Source organism: Streptomyces sp. NPDC127114, assembly GCF_042677525.1.
In the GTDB taxonomy this organism is placed as follows: Bacteria; Actinomycetota; Actinomycetes; order Streptomycetales; family Streptomycetaceae; genus Streptomyces.
In genome coordinates this window covers 1-22547 of sequence record NZ_JBHXTJ010000073.1, presented here as the reverse complement: position 1 = coordinate 22547, position 22547 = coordinate 1, and the positions used below count along the sequence as shown (strand labels likewise).

The window sequence follows — 22547 nt, the reverse complement described above, 5'->3', positions numbered from 1 at the left end:
TGTCGGTGCCGGCGCCGAGCCGGGTCAGCAGCGCGGCGAGTGCGGCCTGGAAGGTCATGAACAGGGTGACCCGGTGCTCCCGGCTCAACTCGACGAGCGCGCGGTGCAGTTCGGCGTCGAGGGGCAGGGCCACGCGTTCGCCCCGGTGGTCGGCGCGGGCGCCGCGCGGCCGGTCGACGGGGAGCGTCAGCTCCTCGGGGAGGTCGGCCAGGTTCTCGCGCCAGTAGGCGAGCTGGCGGGCGACCAGGCTGTCGGGGTCGTTCTCGTCGCCGAGCAGGTCACGCTGCCAGAGCGCGTAGTCCGCGTACTGCACCGGCAGCGGCTGCCAGTCGGGCGCCGCACCCTCGCGGCGCGCGCCGTAGGCGGCGGCCAGGTCCCGCAGCAGCGGGCCCATCGACCAGCCGTCACCGGCGATGTGGTGCAGGGCGACGACGAGGACGTGGTCCTCGGGAGCGACCCGGAGCAGGGTGACCCGTACGGGAGGTTCGGCGGCCAGGTCGAAGGGACGGCGGGCCGCCCGGTCGATCTCGGCGTCGACCGACTCGGGGGAGCAGTCGCGCGGTGCCACCGGGAGCGTGACGTCGGCGGACGGCAGGACCAGCTGGTGGGGCTCGCCGTCGTGCTCGGCGATCAGGGTGCGCAGGATCTCGTGGCGGGCGACGAGGTCGCCCAGGGCGAGTTCCAGGGCGGCCGGGTCGAGCGGGCCGGTGAGGCGCAGCGCGAGCGGCATGTTGTAGAGCGCGCTCGGTCCCTCCATGCGGTCGATCAGCCAGAGCCGCCGCTGGGCGGAGGAGAGCGGAAGGCGCTCGGGGCGGTCGCCGGCGGTGAGGGCGAGTCGCGCCCCGGCGCCGTCCAGGCGCTGGGCCAGGCCGGCCACCGTCGGCGCCTCGAAGACGTCACGGATGCCGAGCTCGGCGCCGAGTACCGAGCGCACCCGGCTGAGCAGCCTGGTGGCGAGCAGCGAGTGCCCGCCGAGGGCGAAGAAGTCGTCGTCGGCCGAGACCTGTCCGGTCACGCCGAGCACCTCGGCGAACAGGCCGCAGAGGATCTCCTCGGGCGCCGTACGGGCCGCGCGGCCGCCGGTGGCCACGGCGAAGTCGGGAGCGGGCAGCGCGGAACGGTCGCGCTTGCCGTTGACGGTGAGCGGCAGCGCGTCGAGGGTCACGAACGCCGCCGGGACCATGTGGTCCGGAAGGGAGGCGGCCGCGTGGGCGCGCAGTGCGGCGGGGTCGATCGCGGTCCGCGTGACGACGTGGGCGGCGAGGCGGGTGCCGGCCGCGCCGGCCGCGCTGTCGTCGTATGCCAGCACCGCGGCCTGGAGGACGTCGGGGTGGCCGGTCAGGACGGTCTCGATCTCGCCGAGCTCGATCCGGAAGCCGCGCACCTTGACCTGGTGGTCGGTGCGGCCCAGGTACTCGACCCGGCCGTCCGGGCGGCGCCGGACGAGGTCGCCGGTGCGGTACATCCTGTCGCCCGGCGCGAACGGGTCGGCGACGAAGCGCTCGGCGGTCAGCGCGGGCCGGCCGAGGTAGCCGCGGGCCAGGCCGGCGCCGCTCAGGTACAGCTCGCCGGGCACGCCGGGCGGTACGGGCCGCAGGCCGGCGTCCAGGACGTGGGCGCGGAGGTTGGGCAGCGGGCGGCCGATCAGGGGGCGCGGGTCGCCGTCGAGCCGGTGGTGCAGGGCGTCGACGGTGCACTCGGTGGGGCCGTACATGTTGAGCACGACGGTGTCGGGGGCGGCGGTGAGGGCGGTCCAGAGGCTCTGCCCGAGGGCCTCGCCGCCGACCATCAGGAGGGCGGGCGGGCAGCGGTCGAGCAGGCCCTCCTCGACCAGCCGCTGGGCGTGGCCGGGGGTCACGTCGAAGACGTCGGCGCCGGTGTCCTCGGCGTAGCGGACGATCGCGGCGGCGTCGCGGCGCAGGTCGTCGTCGAGCAGGTGGAGCTCGTGTCCCGCGACCATCCACAGCAGCGTCTCGAGGGCGGTGTCGAAGGAGAGCGAGGCGGTCTGGGCGAACCGGAACCGGCGTCCCGGGCGGGCCTCCTGGGCGGCGGCGACGGTGACGTCGCGGTGGAAGGCGAGCAGGTTGGCGAGGCCGCCGTGGCGGACCACCACGCCCTTGGGCCGGCCGGTGGAGCCGGAGGTGTAGATGACGTAGGCGGCGTGGGACGGGCCGACGCGGAGGGGCGGGGTGTCGGCGGGCTGCGCGGCCCAGTGCTCCTCGGCGGCGTCGAGGACGGTGAGGCCGTCGAGCACCTCGGGCAGCGGCCAGCCGGCACCGGTGAGCACGGCGGCCGCGCGGGCGTCGGCCAGCATGTGGCTGATCCGGTCGCGCGGATACTCGGCGTCCAGCGGCAGGAAGGCGGCACCGGCCTTGAGCACGGCGAGGACGGCGACCAGGGATTCGGCGGAACGCGGCAGGGCGAGGGCGACCACGTCCTCGGGGCCGACGCCGGAGGCGATCAGGCCGTGGGCCAGGCGGCTGGTCCGGGCGTCGAGTTCGGCGTACGTCAGGCGGGTGTCCCCGAAGACCAGGGCGGTGTCGCCCGGGGTCGCGGCCGCCTGGGCGGCGAAGGCCGCCGGGACGAGGACGCCGGCGCCGGGCCGGTCGGTGTCGTGCCACTCGGTGAGCGCGGCCCGGCCGGTCTCGCCGAGGACGTCGAGCTCGGCGACCGGGCGGTGCGGGTCGTCGGCGGCCTGGACGAGCAGGCGGGTCAGGGCCTCGGCGAGCCGTTCGGCGGTGGCACGGTCGAACAGGTCGGTGGCGAACTCGAGGCCGCCTTCCAGGCCGGCCGGACTGCCGTCCGGGTGGTGGCGTTCGGCGAGGTTGAGGGTGAGGTCGAAGGCGGTGGTGGGCAGGCCGAGGGGCTCGTAGGCGGTGCGGGTGCCGGGCAGCTCGGGGCTGCCGCCGCCCGCGGTGTTGTCGAACGCGATCATCACCTGGAAGAGCGGGTGCCGGGCCAGCGTGCGGGCCGGGTTGAGCTCCTCGACGAGACGCTCGAACGGCACGTCCTGGTGGGCGTACGCGGCCAGGTCGGTCTCCCGGACCCGGGCGAGGAGTTCGGCGAAGGTGGGCCGGCCGCCGAGGTCGGTGCGCAGCACGAGGGTGCCGGCGAAGAAGCCGACCAGCTCGTCGAGGGCGGGGTCGAGACGGCCGGCCAGCGGGGTGCCGACGGGCAGGTCGTCGCCGGCGCCGAAGCGGTGCAACAGGGTCGCGTAGGCGGCCTGGAGCACCATGAAGAGGGTGGCTCCGTGCGCGACGGCCAGCTCGGTGAGCCGCGCGTGCAGCTCGGCGTCGAGCTCCAGCGGCACGACGTCGCCGCGGTGGCTCGCGACCGCCGGGCGCGGCCGGTCGAGCGGGAGCGGCAGCTCGTCCGGCAGTCCGGACAACGCCTCGCGCCAGTGGGCGAGCTGGCGGGAGACCGGGGACTCGGGGTCGGTGTCGTCGCCGAGCAGCCGGTGCTGCCAGAGGGTGTAGTCGGCGTACTGGACGGGCAGCGGCTCCCACGCCGGCCGCTCGCCGCCGAGCCGGGCGGTGTAGGCCTCGGCGAGGTCGCGGAACAGCGGTCGCAGCGACCAGCCGTCGCCGGCGATGTGGTGCATCACCAGGAGGAGGACGTGCTCGTCGGGCGACTCGGGCCGCAGGTAGGCGTGCAGCGGGATGTCGGCGGCCAGGTCGAAGGTGTGCCCGACCAGCTCCTGCACCGGGCGGTCGGTGACGGTGAGCAGCGGCGCCGGGGCCGCGGGCAGGATCCGCTGGTACGGGATGCCGTCGTGCGCGCCGAAGACGGTGCGGAGCGATTCGTGGCGGGCTACGACGTCGCCGAGCGCGCTCTCCAGGGCGGCCGGGTCGAGCGGGCCGGTGAGCCGGAGGGCGAGGGTGACGTTGTAGGTGGTGGCGGGGCCTTCGGCCTGGCCGAGGAACCACAGCCGGCGCTGGGCGAAGGAGACCGGCAGCCGCTCGGGCCGGGGCTCCGGGCGCAGGGCGGGACGGGCCGGGTCGGTGGCGAGCCGGGCGGCGAGGGCGGCGACGGTCGGGGCCTGGAAGAGGTCGCCGATGGCGAGTTCGGCGCCGAGCTCGGTGCGGGCCCGGCCGATGAGGCGGGTGGCGAGGAGGGAGTGGCCGCCGAGTTCGAAGAAGTCGTCGTCGATGGTGATGTCGTCGATGCCGAGGATCTCGCCGAAGAGGACGCACAGGGCGCGCTCGCGCTCGTCGCGCGGGGCGCGGCCGGCGGTGTCGGCGGCGAGCTCGGGCGCGGGCAGCGCGCGCCGGTCGACCTTGCCGTTGGCGTTGAGCGGCAGGGAGGGCAGGACGACGACGGACGAGGGGACCATGTAGCCGGGCAGGGTGGCGGCGGCGAACTCCTTGATTTCCGCGGCGAGTTCGTCGTTCTCGCCGTTCTCCCCGTTCTCCTCGGGTACGGAGCCGGTGACGGCGCAGTAGCCGACGAGCCGGGTGTCGCCGGGGCGGTCCTCGCGGGCGATCACGATGACCTGGCGGACGGCCGGGTGGCGGGAGAGGGCGGCCTCGATCTCGCCGAGCTCGATCCGGAAGCCGCGCAGCTTGACCTGGCCGTCGATCCGGCCGAGGAACTCGATCGCGCCGTCGGTCCGGCGGCGCACCAGGTCGCCGGTGCGGTACATCCGCTCCCCGGGCGCCGAAGGGTCGGCGACGAAGCGCTCGGCGGTGAGCGCGGGCCGGTTCCAGTAGCCGCGGGCCAGGCCGGCGCCCGCCACGTACAGCTCGCCGGGGACGCCGGGCGGGACGGGCCGCAGCCGCGCGTCGAGGACGTGGGCGCGCATGTTGTCGAGCGGGCCGCCGATCGGCGGCCGCGGGCCGGCCAGGTCGGCGGGCACGAGGTGGTGGTGGGTGGCGAAGGTGGTGGCCTCGGTCGGTCCGTAGACGTGGGCGAGGAGCAGGTCGGGGCAGTGGTCGAGGACGCGGCGCATCAGGGTGCCGGAGGCGGCCTCGCCGCCGGTGCAGACGGTGCGCAGGGCGCGGAAGGTCTCCGGGGCCTGCTCGGCGACCAGGTCGAAGAGCGCCTTGGTGAGGAAGACCGCGGTCACCTCGTGCCGGGTGACGACGGCATGCAGGGCGGCGGCGTCCAGGCTGCCGGGCGGGGCGACGACGACCGTGCCGCCGGACAGCAGCGGTGTCCACAGTTCGTAGGTGGCGGCGTCGAAGGCGTGCGGGGAGTGCAGCAGGATCCGCCGGTGCCGGCCGTCCTGCCAGCGGCGGTCGGCGGCGAGGTCGACGACGTCGCGGTGGCGTACGGCGACGCCCTTGGGCGTGCCGGTGGAGCCCGAGGTGAACATCACGTACGCGAGCCGGTCGGGGTGGACGGCGACGCCGGGGTCGTGTGCCGGGGCGGCCGTCTCGTCGCCGGGGCGGACCACGGCGGCGCTGTGCGGGAAGCCGGGATCGGCGCGGTCGGTGAGCAGGACGGGAGCGGCGGTGTCGGCGAGGAGCGCGGCCATGCGCTCCGGCGGCAGACTGGCGTGCATCGGGACGTAGCAGCCGCCTGCCTTGAGCACGGCCAGGGTGGCGACGACCAGGTCGACGGAGCGTTCCATCAGCAGGGCGACCGGGGACTCGGGACCGACACCGGAGGCGATCAGGTGGTGGGCGAGCCGGTTGGCGCGGGTGTCGAGCTCGGCGTAGGAGACGGTGCCGCCGTCGTGGGCGAGTGCCACGGCGTCCGGGGTACGGGCGGCCTGGGCGGCGAACAGCTCCGGCAGCGAGCCGTACGGGACGGGCGCGGCGGTGGCGTTCCACTCCTCGCGCAGGCGGTCGTGCTCCTCGGGCGCGAGGATGTCGAGGGTGCCGATCGGTGCCTCGGGGTCGGCGGCCGCGGCGGCGAGGAGCCGGCCGAGGCGCTCGAAGAGGGTGGTGACGGTGGCGCGGTCGTAGAGGTCGGCCGCGTACTCGACGGAACCGGTGAGGCCGGCGGGGGCGCCGTCGGCGGTGCGCCGCTCGGTGATGCCGATGTTGAGGTCGAACTTGGCGACCCGCAGGCCGAGCGGTTCGGGCTCCGACTCCAGGCCGGGCAGGCCGAGTTCGCCCTCCTCGTGGTTCTGCAGCACGAGCAGGGTCTGGAACAGCGGGTGACGGCCGAGGGCGCGGACCGGGTTGACCTCCTCGACGAGACGCTCGAACGGCACGTCCTGGTGGGCGAAGGCGTCGAGCTGGGACTCCCGCACCCGGCCCAGGAGTTCGGTGAAGGCCGGGTCGCCGGAGGTGTCGGTGCGCAGCACCAGGGTGTTGACGAAGAAGCCGACCAGGTCGTGGAGGGCCTCGTCGGAGCGGCCCGCCACGCCGGTGCCGAGCGGGATGTCGGTGCCGGCGCCGAGCCGGGTGAACAGCGCGGCGAGACCGGCCTGGAGGACGGAGAACAGGGTGGCGCGGTGCCGGCGGGCGAGGTCGGTGAGGGCGGTGTGCAGCTCGGGGCCGTAGTGGAACGGTACGGCGTCCGCGGCGCCGGTCGGGGCGGGCGGCCGGGGGCGGTCCACCGGCAGCTCCAGCTCCTCCGGCAGTCCGGACAGGACTCCTCTCCAGTAGTCGAGCTGACGGCTCATCAGACTGTCGGGGTCGGTCTCGTCGCCGAGGAGGTCACGCTGCCAGAGCGCGTAGTCGGCGTACTGGACCGGCAGCGGCTCCCAGTCGGGTGCGGAGCCGGCGAGGCGGGCGGTGTAGGCGGTGGCGAGGTCGCGCAGCAGGGGGCCGAGCGACCAGCCGTCACCGGCGATGTGGTGGAGCACGACGAGCAGCACGTGCTCGGCGTCCGTCGGCGGGCAGGGCCCGGCGGTGGATGTGGTCGTGGGCGTGGGCGTGGCGGTGGGTGTGAGCGAGAAGACCGTGACCCGGAGGGGCAGTTCGGTGGCCAGGTCGAAGGTGCGGGCGGCGGCCCGGTCCCGCAGGTCCGGGTAGTCGCCGGGTGCGCAGCTCACCGACTCGAAGGCGATCCGCGCCTCGGCGGACGGCAGGATCCGCTGCACCGGGACCCCGTCGGCCACCGGGAACACGGTGCGCAGGGCCTCGTGCCGGGCGACCACGTCGGCGGTCGCCGCGCGCAGTGCCTCGATGTCGAGCGTGCCGCGCAGGCGGACCGCGAACGGCAGGTTGTAGAGCGCGGTCGGCCCTTCGATCTGGTCGATCAGCCAGAGACGCTGTTGTGCGTACGAAACCGGGATCACGGTGCTTCCTCTGCTCACGTCACGGCGTGGATGGTGGTCGGATCGCCTCAGGCGGGGACGGCGGTGGACGGGTTCGCCGTGCGGTCGGCGGTGGGGTCCACCGTGGGCCTGCACTCCAGGAGGTCCACGGGCCGGCCCATCGCGACGGCGATCTTCCGGTCGCCCCGGTAGGGGTCGCGGCCGTGCGCGCAGAGCACGTTGTCGACCAGCATCACGTCGCCGGCCTGCCAGGTCTCGCGGACGGTGGCGGCGTCGTAGGCCGCGTTCAGGGCGTCCACGTCCTCCCGCGACAGGGGCTCGCCGTCACCGAGGCCGGTGTTGAACGGCAGCCCGTCCGGGCCGAACTCGTCGACCATCGCCTCCCGGATGTCCGGGTCGAGCGACCACTCGTTCCAGAAGGCCAGGTGGTTGAACCAGACCTCCTCGCCGGTGTGGGGGTGGTGGATCGTGGCCGAACGCAGCTGGCTGGTGCGGAGGTTGCCGTCCGGACGCCACTCCCAGGCGATGCCGTTCTCCCGGCAGTACGCCTCGACGTCGGCGCGGTCCTCGGTGCCGAACGCGGTGCGCCAGCCGAGCGAGACGTAGTCCGAGTAGTTCCGGGTGAGCGTCCAGCCGGAGGACCGGCCGCGCGCCGCCAGGTGGTCGGGGAGCCCGGCGAGGACCTTGCGGACGTCGGCGGTCGGGGTGGCGCCGCCGGTCTCGGGCGCCGTGAGGCAGGCGAAGAGCAGCCGGCCGGGGAAGGTCAGGGTGTAGCTGTTCTCGTTGTGCATGCGGATCGACTGGGCGGGCGGCAGGTCGGTGGACGAGAAGACGCCGTCACCGAAGTCGCTGCGCGGGGTGGCCTTCTCCCGGTACGGGGTGGGCTCGGGGATCAGCACGTCGCGGACGGCGGCGACGTCCGCCGCCTGCGCGACCGGCAGGCCGCGCAGGAAGATCGTGCCGTGCTCGTGCAGGGCGGCGGTCAGCGCGGTCTCGTTCTCGCGCAGCCAGTCGCAGGCCTCGGCGAGGTCGGCGGTGGGCGGCACGTGGGTGAGGGCCGGGCGGCCGGGGTTCAGCTCCCAGGTCGGCATGGCGGCGCTCACCGCTGGTCGAGGGTGGCGAGCAGGCTCGCCGGGCGGATGTCGGTCCAGTTGGCCTCGATCCAGTCGAGGCACTCCTGGCGGGGGGCCTCGCCGTGGACGGCGGTCCAGCCGGCCGGCACGTCGATCCAGACCGGCCAGAGCGAGTGCTGGTTCTCGTCGTTGACCAGGACCAGGTAGCCGGCGTTGTCGTCCTCGAACGGGTTGCTCATGGTGGTCTCCGTAGGGTGATCGGTGATCCGGGGTGCGATTCGAAGGTATGGGCGCCGCAGCGGCCGGAGCGGCACAAGCTCCGGCAGGTGAGCGGCAGTTGGCGCACTGCCGCCGGGCGGGGTGCACGCGGGGCCTGCGCCGCGGGCGCACGGCGCCCGGGGTGGCGGGGCGGGCGGCTCATCGGCGGACGAGGCGCACGGGGAAGCGGTCCAGGCCGAAGTTGATGATCGAGCGGTTGTGCTCGACCGGCCCGGCGGGCTCGATGCGGGCCGCCTTCTCCAGCGCGGCCGAGTACAGGGCGCTGAGCTCGGCCTTCGCCAGCGGGGCACCGATGCAGTAGTGGGCGCCCAGGCCGAGGGCCAGGTGTTTGTTGGGCGAGCGGTCGAGCAGGATCTCCTCGGGCCGGTCGAAGGCCCCCGGGTCCCGGTTGGCGGACCACACCCATACCGCGACCCGGTCGCCGCGCCGGATCTGCCGGCCGCCCAGCTCGATGTCCCGGGTGGCCGTGCGCAGTGTGTGCAGGCCCACCGAGGTCCAGCGCAGCAGCTCGTCCACGGCGGAGTCCATGGACACCTCGCCCTGTTGCAGTTTCCGCCACAGGTCGGGCCGCTGGACGAGGGTGTGCAGGCCCATGGCGGCGGTGTGTCGGACGGTCTGGACGCCGCCCACCACGATGTTGTCCAGGTTGAGCACGACGTCCTCGACCGGCAGGAGCCGCCCGCCGACCTTGTACGTGGCCATCATGGAGATCAGGTCGTCGCGGGGGTCGGAACGACGCAGCATCACCTGGTGCAGCAGGTAAGGGATCAACTGCTGGTGCCCGGCCCGCCGTTCCTCCGGCGTACGGCCGAGGAAGGCGACGTCGCAGACCCGGACCACCATGTCGCGGTCCTTCTCGGGCACGTCGAGCAGGTCGCACATGACGGCGAGCGGCAGCGCGGAGACCACGTCGACGAGGTCCACCTCGCCCTGCTCGACGGCCCAGTCGAAGAGCTCGCCGGCCCGCTCGGCGATGGAGCGGGCGGCGCCCCGTACCCCGCCCTTGGAGAAGAACGGGTTGGCGGGGGCGCGCAGTTCGCGGTGGCGGGGCGGGTCGGTGAGCGCCATCATCCGTCCCGAGCCGACCGGCACGTTGCCCTCGCCGGCGCCGAGCAGCGAGCCGGACTCCGAACTGAACACGGCGGCGTTGCGCAGGACGTCCGCCGACTCCTTGTACGTGAGCACCGACCACACGGGGCCGTCGTCGACCGTGTCGGTGAGGTGGACGGGCGCCTCGCGGCGCAGTTCGGCGACGAGGCCGGGGGTGCCCGGCCGCGCCCACAGGCCCGGGTCGGTCAGGTCGACGGCGGTCGTGGCGAGGGTCGGCATCAGTGCTCCTTGGGGGCGGTGACGGACGGGACGGGAGTGGAGGTGGACGTGGGGTCGAGGCCCGCGGTGGAGATGGAGCCGGAGGTGGAGGTGCGGCCGGGGCCGGCTCCAGGTGCCTGGCGCTGCGTCAGGAGAGCGCGGAGGAGGTCGTCCGGTCCCGGCCGGTCGACGGTGGCCAGCAGGTGCCCGCCGGTCACGACGCCGTGGTCGAAGGCACCTCGAGTGTGGTCGGCCCAGCCGGACAGGCGGGTGGTGGCGAGCATCGGGTCGTCGGCTCCGGCCAGGGCGTGGAGCGCGGAGCCGATCGGCGCGTGCGGGCGGTGCCGGTAGGTGGCGCTGACGGCGAGGTCGGTACGGATGGCCCCGAGGGCCAGCTCGGCCAGGTCCGGATCGGCGCTGACCAGCTCCTCCAGACCGGTGAGTCTGAGGAGTTCGGCGGCGTCGAGGTTGCCGGTCTCCCGCTCCTCCCACTCGGCGGGGCTGGGTGCGCCTGCCACGACGACCAGCTCGGGGCGCCGGTCGGCGGGCAGTGCGCGGGCCACCTCGTAGGCGAGCAGGGCGCCGAAGCTCTGCCCGTAGAAGGCGAACCTGCCGCCCTCGCCACCGGTCAGGTGCGGGGTCAGCGCCTCGGTGACGTCGGCCACCAGGGCGTCGAAGTCGGGCGGCATCGGGTGCCGGCTGCGTCCGCCCCTGGCCGGCGGGCGCAGCGCCCACACCTCGGCGGCGGGAGCGAGGGCGCGGGCCAGCGGGCTGTAGGCGGTGGCGTCACCACCGGCGTGCGGGAAGCAGAACAGCCGGACGGGGCGGTGGGGCTGGGGCGCGGGGACCAGCAGCCAGTCGCCCTCGACGCGGGGGCGGGCGGTCCGGGCGGCCGGGGCGTGAGACGCGGTGGTCAGGGTGGTCATCGGACGGCCGCCCGGCGGGCGGTGAGGGCGGGGCGCGCGGCGGCGGGGCCGGCCGCGGCGGCACGGCGGACGGCGGCGGTGAAGTCGGCCAGGTCGACGGCGTCGAGGAGGTGCCGGAGCTGGAGTTCGACGCCGAGCTTGCGGCGCAGGAGGTGGACGACGCGGAGGGCGGCGAGCGAGTGGCCGCCGAGGGAGAGGAAGTCGTCGGTGGGCTCCACGGCTGGCACCCCGAGCACGGTGCGCCAGACCTCGGCGACCTGCTCGTCCACGCCCCCGTGCGCATCCGGCGTGCCCGTGCCCGTGTCCGAGGCGGTGGCCGTGTCCGGGACCGGGGCGGAAGCGGGGGCCGGAACGGGAAGGGCTCGGTGGTCGACCTTGCCATTCGGGGTGAGCGGCAGGGCGTCGAGCACGGTCACGGTGGACGGCACCAGGTGGGCGGGCAGGGTGCGGCGGAGTTCGGCGAGCAGGTCGGCGGGGCGGACCACGGCGTCCCCGTCGGCAGCCTTGCCGGTGACGTAGCCGGCGAGGCGGTGGTCGCCGGGCGCGGCCTCGTGGACGGTGACCGCGGCGGCGGTGACTCCGTCCAGGGCCGCGAGCGCGTGCTCGACCTCGCCCAGCTCGATCCGGAAACCGCGCACCTTGACCTGGCGGTCCACCCGGCCCACGTACTCGAGCAGTCCGTCGGCGGAACGACGGGCCTGGTCGCCGGTGCGGTACATCCGGGCGCCGGGCTCCGCGGCGAACGGGTCCGCGACGAACCGGCCCGCGGTCGGACCCGGGTGACCCGGGTACCCGTGCGCCAGACCGGGTCCGCCCAGGTACAGCTCGCCGACCGCGCCGACTCCGGTGACCGGCGCGAGCCGGTCGTCGAGCAGGTACGCGCGGACGCCGGGCAGCGGCTCGCCCAGGTGCGGGCCGGGGCCGGTGATCGGTGCGGTGATCGCGTCGACGGTGCACTCGGTGGGCCCGTACAGGTTGAGCGCGTCGATCCCGCCGTCGGCCAGTTCGCGCCAGGTCCGGGCGGGCACGGCCTCGCCGCCCATGAACAGTCGTGGCACGCGGGCGCCGGCCAGCGGTTCGCGGAGCAGCTGCCAGTGCGAGGGCGTCAGGTCGAGGTCGGTGATGCCGTGTTCGGCGAGCAGCCGCACGAGATCGGCGGGTTCGGCGCGCTGGGCGTCGTCGATCACCACGAGGGTGTCGCCGCGGCAGATCCGGATCCACTGCTGGACGGAGGCGTCGAAGGAGACGCTGGCGTTCCATGCGACGACTCCCGCCTCCGGCCGGTAGGCGCCGCTGCGCTCCAGGGCGGCGGCGAGGTCCGCGACGGCGCCGTGCGACACCTCCACGCCCTTCGGGCGGCCGGTGGAGCCGGAGGTGTAGATGACGTACGCGGAGTCGAGCGGGTGCGGCGTGAACGCGGCGGCCGGAGCGGCCTCGGCGTCGGGGCGCAGCACCGGGACGCCGTCCGGTACGGGCGGCGCGGCGTCGGCGCTGATGAGGGCGGCGAGCCGTGCGTCGGCGGCCATGAAGCCGATCCGCTCGGCCGGGTAGGCCGGGTCGAGCGGCACGTACGCGGCCCCCGCCCGCCAGACGGCGAGCAGCGCGACGGGCAGGTCGGAGGTGCGGCCGAGGTGCACGCCGACCCGGTCCCCGCGCCGCACACCGGCCGCCCGCAGGGCGCCGGCCAGCGCGGTGGTACGGCGGTCCAGTCCGGCGAAGTCGAGGCTGCCGTCGACGGCGTGCACGGCGGTGCGAGCCGGGTGGGCGGCGACGGCGGCACGCAGGCGGGCCAGGAGGTCGCCGGCGGGAGGGGGGACGGGGGTGTCGGTGGCAGCGGCCGTAGCGGTGGCCGGCTCGGCGTAGGTGGTCATGTGAGGGCACTCCTCGGTGGTCGGTGGTCTGTGGTCAGTGAGCTGTGGTGGGTGAGTGGAGCGGGACGGACGGGCTGATCACGATGTGGGGCGCCGTCGCGCCGGGGCGGCGGGCGGCTGGCGGGCGGCGGGCGTGCGCCGTCGGGCGCCGGACGGCGGGAACGGAGCAGCGCGCGACTCGGTGGGCGACGGTGGCCTCGCCGGTGGCCGGGCGACGGCCCGGCTCGCCGGCCCCGACCGCCTGGTCGCGGCTCGGGCGAGCCGCTTCAGCGTTACGGGGCCGGAGCGCGGCCCCGTACGGCGTGGAGGCCGCCGCGCCGGAGGCGCCGCCAGGCCCAGGGGCTCACGGTCCCGCTCCCGCGCTCGCTCCGTCAGAGGTCGCCGGCCAGGCTCGCCAGCGCGGCCTCGTACGCGTCCATGAACTCCTCCGCCGTGGCGTCGTCCACCACCGCGCGCTGGTGGTCCACGGCGAGCAGCACGCGGTGCGAGACGGGGTCCTGGATCAGGGAGGCGCCGAAGGCGAAGCTGTTGGGCTCGTGGCGGAGGGTGGGTTCGCAGCCGATGCGGGCGTCTTCGATGCGGGCCGCGCTGAGGCGGCCGAGGGCGTGGAAGCGCAGGTAGCCGAACTGGCTGTCGAGGGCGGTGTCGGCCATCATGCGGGCCAGGCGGGCGAACGGGACCCGGCGGTGCGGCATCATGTCCAGTTCCTCGCGGTGGACGTGGCGGACGAGCTCCGCCAGGTCGTCCCCTGGTTCGGCGACGAGCGGGACGGTGTTGAGGAACAGGCCGTACACCTCGGTGCCGCCGAGCCGTTCGAGCCGGCCGTTGGTCGCGAGGCCGGTGGTGACCCGCTGCCGCCCGGTGATCCGGGCGAGGGCGTGGAGGTGGGCGGCGAGGGCGACGGACTTGACCGGCACGGCGAGCGCGTCGGCGACGGCGCGCAGTTGTCCGGGGGCGTCGGGCAGCACCCGTTCCACGGTGCGGGGCAGTTCGTGGACGTCCTCGCTGCCGGGCCAGAGCTGGCCGGTGGCACCGTCGAGCCGCCGCTGCCAGTAGGCCAGGGACTCCTGGTCGGCGGCGGCCTCGCGTTCCACGGCGACGAAGTCGCGGAAGGCGGTGCGGGGCGGCGGGGTGGGCGCGGAGGCCGGGTCGGCGGCGAGCGCGGTGTGCCGTTCGAGGATCTCGGTGAGGAGCGAGGTGAAGCTCCAGCCGTCGAGGATGGCGTGGTGCTCGGAGATCGTGAGCTGGAAGGCGTCGTCGGCGAGGCGCTGCGCGGTGATCCGGAAGAGCGGAGGTGCGGTGAGGTCGAAGGGCCGGTCCCGGTGGTGCTCGAAGACCGTGCGGATCCGTTCGTCCTGCTGCTCCTCGCTCGCGCCGCGCAGGTCCGCGAACTCGACCGGTGCGGGCAGCGTCCCGTGGACGAGCTGGAGCGGCTCTCCGTAGCCGGAGAGGTCGAGTCCGGTGCGCAGGACGGCGTGCCGGGCCATGGCCTCCTCGACCGAGCGGCGCAGGGCGGTCTCGTCGAGGTCTCCGGCGATCCGGTAGGAGTTGACGTTGTGGTAGCTGTCGGTGCCGCCGGCGACCTCCATGTGGAAGACCATGGAGAGCTGCATCGAGACCATCGGGTAGGCGTCGACGATCCCGGGCGGGAGGTCGGCCCGGTCCTCCTCGTCGATCAGCGCGAACGGCCGGCCGGCGTCGGGATCGGCGGCCACCGGGCGGGCCAGCGGCAGGAGTCCGGCGACGGTGGGGGCGTTGAAGACGTCCCGCAGGGTGACCTGCCAGCCGCGGTCGTGCAGCGCGCCGGCCAGCTGGACGGCGCGGATGGAGTCGCCGCCGAGGTGGAAGAAGTCGTCGTGGACGCCGATCCCGGCGACGCCGAGCACGTCGGTCCAGACGCCGGCGAACAGTTCCTCCTCCGGGGTGCGCGGCTCGACGTGCCGGCCGGTGGCGGTGGCCGCGGCGGCCCGGTCGGGCGCGGGCAGCGCGGCCCGGTCGACCTTGCCGTTGACGGTGAGCGGGATCGCGTCCAGGACGGTGACGGTCGCCGGGATCATGTACGCGGGCAGGGTGCGGCCGAGGAAGTCCCGCAGGTCCTGGGGTTCGGCCGGCGCGCGTCCCGTGACGTACGCGGCGAGCCGGTCCTCGTGGACGGTGACCACGCAGGCGTCGACGTCGGGATGGGCGGCTACGGCGTTCTCGATCTCGCCGAGTTCGATCCGGAAGCCGCGCAGCTTCACCTGGAAGTCCGCCCGGCCGACGTATTCGAGGCCGCCGTCCGGCAGCCGCTTGGCGACGTCGCCGGTGCGGTAGAGCCGGGCGCCGGGCGGGCCGTAGGGGTCGGCGACGAAGCGGCCGGCGGTGAGGCCCGGGCGGCCCCAGTAGCCGTGCGCGAGGCTGCCGCCGCCGATGTACAGCTCGCCGGGGACGCCGGGCGGGCACGGCCGCAGCCAGTCGTCCAGGACGAGTGCGGTGAGGTGCGCCATGGGTGCGCCGACGAGGCTGCGTTCGAAGCCGGTGCCGCCTTCGGCGACGTCGTGGACCGTGACGTGGACGGTGGTCTCGGTGATGCCGTAGAGGTTGCAGAGCCGGGCGGGCGGCAGCGGGTCGAGTTCGTGCCAGCGCCGGACGACGGCCGGGTCGAGGGCTTCGCCGCCGAGCATGATCCAGCGCAGGGCGGGCAGGGCGCGCGGCCGGCGGCGCAGCGCCGGTTCGAGCTGGCGCAGCGCGGACGGCGTGAGGCAGAGGTGGGTGACGGCTTCCTCGTCGAGCAGTCCGGCGAACTCGTCGGGCGAGCGGCTGGTGAGGTAGGGGACGACGACGAGTCGGGCGCCGTGCAGGAGGGCGCCCCAGAGTTCCCAGACGGTCCAGTCGAAGGCGTAGCTGTGGAAGAGGGTCCAGACGGTGTCGGGGCCGAAGCCGAAGTGGTCGCGGCCGGAGTCGAGGAGCCGGCTGACGTGCTCGTGGGCGACGCCGACGCCCTTGGGGCGGCCGGTGGAGCCGGAGGTGAAGATGAGGTAGGCGAGGTCGCCGGGCCGGCCGGCCGCGGGGGGCCGGACGGCCGGGCGGGTGGCGATCTCCGCCGCCCGGGCGGCGAGGTCGAGGGTCTGCCAGGGGCCGTCGGGGGCCCGGTCGGGACGGTCGGTGAGGACGAGGGTGACGGCGGTGTCACCGAAGACGAGGGCCGCGCGGTCGGCCGGGGCGGCGAGGTCGACGGGTACGTAGGCGGCGCCGGTCTTGAGCACGGCGAGGACGGAGACCGGGACGGCGGCCGTGCGTTCGAGGAGCAGACCGACCCGGTCGCCGGGGCGCACTCCGCGTTCGAGCAGGGTGTGGGCCAGGCGGTTGGCCCGGGCGTCGAGTTCGGCGTACGTGAGGGTGGTGTGCTCGTCGCTCACGGCGGGCCGGTCGCCGTGTGCGTCGGCGGCCCGCTCGAAGAGGTGGTGGAGGCAGTCACCGGGGTCGAGCCGGGCGGGTCGGTGGGGGCGGCCCGCGGAGGTGAGCCGGAGCACGGTGGCGTCCGGGTCGGCGAGGGCGGCGTCGAGGAGGGCGGCGTAGTCGGCGGCGAGCCGGCGCACGGTGGCGGCGTCGAAGAGGTCGCTGCTGTACTCGGCCTCGCCGCGGAGTTCGCCGCCGCCGGTGCCGCGCTCGGTGGCGGCGGTGCTGTCGGTGCTGTCGAACACCGACCAGGTGAGGTCGAACTTGCTGGTGCCGTTGGAGCGGTGACCGCGTACGGCGGTGGCGGCGCCGAGCGCGAGCGGCGTGCGGTCCTCGGCGTGGGCGCCGAACACCACCTGGACCAGCGGCGGGTGCTGCGGGTCGCGGGTGGTGCCGAGCAGGTCGACCAGCTGGTCGAAGGGGACGTCGAGGTAGCCGAAGGCGTCGAAGGCGCCGTCCTGGAGGTCGGCGAGGAGCCCGCGGAAGGTGGCGTCGGGGGCGAGCCGGACGCGCAGCGGCAGCAGGTTGACGAAGTAGCCGAGCAGATCGGCGAGTTCGGGTCGGTCGCGGGTGGTGACCGGGGTGCCGACGATCAGGTCGTCGGCGCCGGTCCAGCGGTTCATGAGGAGGGCGAAGGCGGCGAGCTGGACGGTGAACGGGGTGACGCCCTGCTGTTCGGCGAGGGCCCGGACCCGGGCCGCGGTGCCGGGGGCGAGGTCGAAGGGCTCGGTGGCGCCGCGCGGGCTGCGCTCGGCGGGCCGCGGCCGGTCGCCGGGCAGTTCGAGCAGGGTGGGGGCGCCGTCGAGGGTCTGCTTCCAGTGGGCCAGGTGCTCCTCGTACGAGGTGTGGCGCCCCTCCTCCGCCCAGTCGGCGTAGCGGGTGGTGAGCGCCGGCAGGTCGGGCTGCCGGTTCTCGCTCAAGGCACGGTAGAAGGCGGCGAGTTCGCGCTCGAAGAGTTCGGCCGACCAGCCGTCCCAGACGATGTGGTGGACGACGAACAGGAGCGTGGTGCGGTCGTCGCCGAGCCGGAAGGCCTCGGCGCGCAGCAGCGGTCCCGTGGTCAGGTCGAAGGGCTCGGCGGCCCGTCCGGCGATCAGTTCCTCGGCGCGCCCGGCCCGTCGGGGTTCGGGCAGGGTGCGGAGGTCGGTGACGGCGAGCGGTACGGCCAGGGCGGGGTGGACGCGCTGGCGCGGGCCGTCCTCGCCCAGCTCGAAGGTGGTGCGCAGCACCTCCTGGCGGGCGACGACGCCGTCGAGGGCCCGCTGGAGCAGCGCGAGGTCGAGCGGGCCGGTGACGTCGTACGTCCAGGGCGTGGTGTACGTGGCGTCCTGGGGGTTCCAGCGGTCGAGGAACCAGAGTCCGCGCTGGAGGCCGGAGACGGGGGCGGTACGGGCGGGGCCGGCCGGGGGCGTGCTCGGCGGCGCTGCGGGCAGGTCGGCGGACGGGGTCACGGCCTCGTTCCCTTCGGTCGGCAGGTGGGTGTCGCGGGGCTGCTGGCCCGGGTGTCGTGTCATCGGGCGGCCAGCCGTTCCGCGATGGCGCCGACGGTCCGGCCGCGGAAGACCACCTGTGGCGGGACCCGGGTGCCGGTCTGCTGGGAGAGGTGCATGGAGACCCGTACGGCGGCGAGCGAGTTGCCGCCCAGCCGGAAGAAGTCGGCGTCGGGGCCGGGGTCCTCGGCGAGTTTCAGGACGGTGCGGACGGCGTCGGCGACGAGGCGCTGGTCCGGGGTCAGCGGATCGGTCCGGGCTGCCCTGGGGCGGTGGACCGGAGCGGGCAGGGCGCGGCGGTCGGTCTTGCCGTTGGGGTTGAGCGGCAGGGCGTCGAGGACGTCGAGCGTGGTCGGCACCATGTGCTCGGGGAGCAGTCCGGCCAGGTGGTCGAGCAGCGCGTCCGGGTCGGGCGCCGCCGGGCCGGCGGCGGTCACGTACGCGGCGAGCCGCCGGTCGCCGGGGGCCGGCTCGTGGACGGTGACGGCGGCCTCCCGTACGGACGGGTGGCGGGTGAGCGCGTCCTCGATCTCGCCGGGCTCGACGCGGAAGCCGCGGATCTTCACCTGGTCGTCGACGCGGCCGGTGATCTCCAGGACGCCCAGCGCCGTCCGGTGGCCGAGGTCGCCGGTGCGGTAGAGCCGCTCGCCGGGCGCGCCGAACGGGGAGGCGACGAACCGTTCGGCGGTGAGGCCGGGCCGGCCGACGTAGCCGAGGGCGAGCCCGCCGCCGGCCGCGTACAGCTCGCCGGAGGTGCCGTCCGGCACGGGACGCAGCAGCTCGTCCAGGACGTGGATGTCCTTGCCGTGCAGGGCGCGGCCGATCGGGATGGAGGCGCCGGAGGCGTCCTCGGGGGTGGCGCGGTGGCAGGTGGTGAGGCCGAGGCTCTCGACGGGGCCGTAGCCGTTGGCGACGACGAGCTGCGGGTACTGGTCGAGTGCCTTGCCGACGTGGGTGACGGAGGCCCGCTCGCCGGCGGTGAAGGCCACCCGGAGGTCGTCGTACGTGTCGGGGAACTCTTCGAGGAGGAAGTTGAACAGGCTGGCGGAGAGCTGGAGCTGGGTGACTCCGTGGCGTCGGGTCAGCTCGGCGACGGCCTGCGGGTCGGGCCGCTGGCCGGGCTGGAGCACGCACGTGCCGCCGAAGGCCAGGGCGCCGTAGAGCTCCAGGGCGAAGGCGTCCCAGGAGACCGGGGAGCACTGGAGCCAGACCTCGTCGGGCCCGAAGCGGGCGTAGTCCTGGCCGAGGTAGGTGGTGGTGAGCGCGCGGTGCGGGACGGCGACGCCCTTGGGGCGGCCGGTGGAGCCGGAGGTGAACATCACGCAGGCGAGGTCGGTGCCGGTGACCGTCAGGTCCGGGTCGTGGCCTGGCCGGGCCGCGACGGCGGCGGCCTCGGCGTCCAGGTCGAGGTGGCGGGCGACCGGGAACGGCGGGCTCGTCTCGCGGTGGGTGACGAGCAGGGCGGCGCCGCTGTCGGCGACCGCGCCGGCCAGCCGTTCGGCCGGGAAGTCCGGGTCGAGCAGCGTGTAGGCGGCGCCGGCCTTGAGGGCGGCGAGCAGGGCGACGACGAGGTCCGGTCCGCGGTCCACCAGGACGGCGACGGTGTCGCCGCGGCCGATGCCGAGGCCGCCGAGGTGGTGGGCGAGGCGGTTGGCCCGCTCGTTCAGCGTGCCGTAGTCGAGGCGGTCCTCGCCGGAGACCAGGGCGAGTGCCCGCGGGCGGCGGGCGGCCCGGTCCTCGAACAGGGTGTGCACGGGCGCCTCGACGGCGGCGGCGAGCGTGCCGAGCCAGGCCTCGCACAGCTCGGTCATGGTGCCGGGGTCGAAGAGGTCGGAGTCGTATTCGAAGCGGCCGGTGAAGTCGGTGCCGCGGTCGTCGACGGAGATCGACAGGTCGAAGCGGGAGACCGGGTTGGAGTGGAGCTCGCGGGTGACCTCGGTGCCGCCGACGGTCAGCGGGCGGGTGTCCAGCGGGTGGAGTTCGAGGAGCACCTGGCAGAGCGGGTTGCGGTCCTCGCTGCGGTCGTCGGGGCGGTCCGCCATGACGGCGCCCGCGATGGCGTCGAAGGGTGCCTCCTGGTGGCGGTAGCCGTCGATGGCCACCTCGCGGACGTGCCGGACCAGGTCCCGGAAGTCCATGGTCTCGTCGAGGCGGACGCGCAGCGGCAGCAGGTTGACGAAGTAGCCGATGAGCGCGTCGAGTTCGGCGCGTCCGCGGACGCTCACCGGGGAGCCGAGGACGAGGTCGCGGCGGCCGGTGCGCCGGTGCAGGGTGAGCGCGAGTCCGGCGAGGAGGACCATGTACGGCGTCGCGTCCTCGCTGCGGGCCAGGGCCCGGACGGCCTCGGCGACCGGGCGGGGCATGGTGAAGCGGTGGAAGGCGCCGCGGAAGGCCTGGACCTCGGGGCGGGGCCGGTCGGTGGCGAGGACGGGTTCGGCGGGCGCGTCGCGCAGGTGCTCGCGCCAGTGGTCGAGCTGCCGTTCGGCGGCGCGGTCCTGCTGTTGCCAGGCGCTGTAGTCGGCGTACTGGACGGGGAGTTCGGGCAGGTCCGCGGGGCGCCCGGTGGCCAGGGACTCGTACACGGCGGCCAGTTCGGTCTCCAGGACGGGCAGTGATCCCTCGTCCCAGACGATGTGGTGGCAGAGCAGCAGCAGGGTGGAGGTCTCGCCGGTGCGGTAGAGGTGGGCGCGGACGAGCGGGCCGGTCTCCAGGTCGAAGGGCACGAGCGCGGCCTCGGCGATCAGCCCGTCCAGGGCGTCGGCGGTGGTCTCCCGGACGGTGAACGGCAGTTCCACGGAGGGGTGGACGACCTGCCGGGGGCCGTCCTCGCCCAGCTCGAAGGTGGTGCGCAGCGCGCCGTGGCGGGCGACCACGCCGGCCAGGGCCCGGCGGAGCAGTTCCGGGTCGACCGGTCCGGTGAAGCGGAAGACCCAGGGCACGACGTAGGTGGGTGCGCCGGGGTTCCACTGGTCCAGGAACCACAGGCCGCGCTGGAAGTTCGCGAGCGGCGCCTCGGTGGCGCCGGTCGGGACCAGCTCCGGGCGCTCGCCGGCGTCGGACGCGGCGGTGACGGCGGCGGCGAACTCGGCCAGGGTGGGCGCGTCGAAGATGGTGTACGGGGAGATCATGCCGAACACGTCGAAGACGCGGCCGACCACGCGTACGGCGGTGAGGGAGTCGCCGCCCAGGTGGAAGAAGTTGTCGTCGGCGCCGACCTCGGGCACGCCGAGGACATCGGCCCAGACGGCGGCGATCAGCTGCTCGGCGGGGGTGCGCGGCGGGCGGCGGCCGACGGCGGGAGCGGCGGGTACGGCCTGGGGCTCGGGCAGCGCGGAACGGTCGACCTTGCCTCCGGTGGTCAGCGGGAAGGCGTCCAGGAGGGTGACGGTGGCCGGGACCATGTGCTCGGGAAGCCGCTCGGCCAGGTGGGCGCGGAGTTCGGCGGCGTCGGGCGCCGGGGCGGTTCCGGCCGTGGTCACGTAGGCGGCGAGCCGGCCCTCGCGCGCCACGACCACCGCTCCGGCGACGTCCGGGCGGGCGGCGAGCACCTGCTCGATCTCGCCGGGCTCGACCCGGAAGCCGCGGATCTTCACCTGGTGGTCGGCGCGGCCGACGAACTCCAGCGGGGCGTCGGCGGCGGGCCCGCGGACCACGTCGCCGGTGCGGTACATGCGGGCGCCGGGCTCCGCCGAGAAGGGGTCCGCGACGAAGCGGCCCGCGGTCAGCCCTGACCGGCCGTGGTAGCCGGAGGCCAGCAGCGGCCCGCCGAGGTACAGCTCACCGGGCGTGCCGGGCGCCACCGGTCGCAGCCGCTCGTCCAGGACGTAGGCGCGCCGGTCGCCGAGCGGGCGGCCGATCGGGACCGTGCCCGCCCGGAGGTCCTCCCCCGCGGCCGGGCCGGTCAGTTCGTGGACGGTGGCGGTGACGACGGTCTCGGTCGGCCCGTAGGCGTTGAGCAGCGGAACTCCCGTGGCGGCCCACCAGCCGGCGGCGGCGTCGGGGTAGAGCCGGTCGCTGCCGGAGATCATCAGGCGGAGCGTGCGCGGCGCCGCGCGGCCGTGCTCGCGCAGCGCGGTCACCAGCTCCTGGAAGTAGCCCGCTGCCATGTTGGCGACGGTGACGCCCTCGGCGTCGAGGAGGTCCAGCAGGGCCGCGGGGGCCATGAGCTGCTGCTCGGGTACGACGATGCGGGCGCCGGCCCAGAGGGCGGTGAGGACCTGTTCGACGGCCACGTCCACGGTCGGGCGGGCGAAGTGCAGCACCACGTCGTCCTCGGTGAGCCCGAAGCGCTCGACGGCGGCGGTCAGGTGGCCGGTCAGCGCGGCGAGCGGCACGTGGACGCCCTTGGGGCGGCCGGTGGTGCCGGACGTGTAGATGAGGTAGCCCGCGGTCCCGGCGAGGCCTTCCGCTTCGTCGTCGCCGCCGGTGCCGTCGGCCTCCTCGGCGTCGCCGGCCCGGTCGGACGGAGCGGACGCGGCGAGTTCGACGAGCTCGCCGTCGGTGTACGCGAGGGTGGCGCCGGCGTCCTCGCGGATCCAGCGGTTGCGCTCCTCGGGCGCCTCCCGGTCCAGCGGCAGGCAGACGGCGCCGGCCCGGAGGGCGCCGAGCAGACCGACCACGTGGTCGAGCCGGTCCCTGCCGGTGACGGCGATCGTCCGTCCGGGGGCGATCCGGGCGGCGAGGGCACCGCTCAGCTCGTCGAGGTCCCCGTAGGTGACGGTCCAGGAACCGATCCGTAGCGCCGGGCGGTCCGGAAAGCGGCGCGCGACGGATATGAAGGGAAAACCGTGAGATTCCATCATCCAACCCCGATGAATCGACGAAGCTACGGGCAGTGGTCGGTAGTGGTCTCGACGATAGGGCGGTGTTTCCGAGCCGATCGGCAGAATGCTCGGAAGTCCATCGGCAGTTTCAACTGCCGCTTGAGCAGTCACGTTCCCGCGAACGCCGTAGCCCGCCCGGGCGCGCGAGGGCGCCCGGGCGGGCTACGG

8 protein-coding genes are annotated in these 22547 nt (G+C 75.1%); all 8 read right to left on the bottom strand.

Going from position 1 to position 22547, the window contains the following annotated elements; all coding sequences use genetic code 11:
- On the bottom strand, positions 1–7192 hold a 7192-nt coding region (locus ACFVGS_RS36350; RefSeq protein WP_385696670.1), incomplete at its 3' end, for an amino acid adenylation domain-containing protein.
- Between the two features lie 47 nt (positions 7193–7239).
- Positions 7240–8262 carry a TauD/TfdA family dioxygenase gene (locus ACFVGS_RS36345; protein ID WP_384412755.1) on the bottom strand — a complete coding sequence of 341 codons (1023 nt, stop codon included), beginning with the start codon at positions 8260–8262 and terminating at the stop codon, positions 7240–7242.
- Between the two features lie 8 nt (positions 8263–8270).
- Complete coding sequence (locus ACFVGS_RS36340) at positions 8271–8483, bottom strand: MbtH family protein (protein ID WP_384412696.1); 213 nt, start codon at positions 8481–8483, stop codon at positions 8271–8273.
- A gap of 178 nt (positions 8484–8661) precedes the next feature.
- Positions 8662–9852 (bottom strand): cytochrome P450, encoded by a 1191-nt coding sequence (locus ACFVGS_RS36335; protein ID WP_385696666.1) that lies wholly within the window; start codon positions 9850–9852, stop codon positions 8662–8664.
- On the bottom strand, positions 9852–10757 hold the full coding sequence (locus ACFVGS_RS36330; protein WP_385696663.1) for a thioesterase II family protein: 906 nt from the start codon (positions 10755–10757) through the stop codon (positions 9852–9854). Before ACFVGS_RS36330 ends, ACFVGS_RS36335 begins: the two co-directional genes overlap by 1 nt.
- Positions 10754–12628: a non-ribosomal peptide synthetase gene (locus tag ACFVGS_RS36325; protein WP_385696660.1), complete on the bottom strand. Its 1875-nt coding sequence runs from the start codon at positions 12626–12628 to the stop codon at positions 10754–10756. The genes ACFVGS_RS36330 and ACFVGS_RS36325 overlap by 4 nt, the downstream gene beginning before the upstream one ends.
- Before the next feature lie 371 nt (positions 12629–12999).
- The gene (locus tag ACFVGS_RS36320) at positions 13000–17580 is read right to left on the bottom strand and encodes an amino acid adenylation domain-containing protein (protein WP_385696658.1); all 4581 of its coding nucleotides are present in this window, start codon (positions 17578–17580) and stop codon (positions 13000–13002) included.
- Positions 17577–22355, bottom strand: a complete 4779-nt coding sequence (locus tag ACFVGS_RS36315) for an amino acid adenylation domain-containing protein (RefSeq protein WP_385696655.1) — start codon at positions 22353–22355, stop codon at positions 17577–17579. The genes ACFVGS_RS36320 and ACFVGS_RS36315 overlap by 4 nt, the downstream gene beginning before the upstream one ends.
- Between the last annotated feature and the right edge of the window lie 192 nt (positions 22356–22547).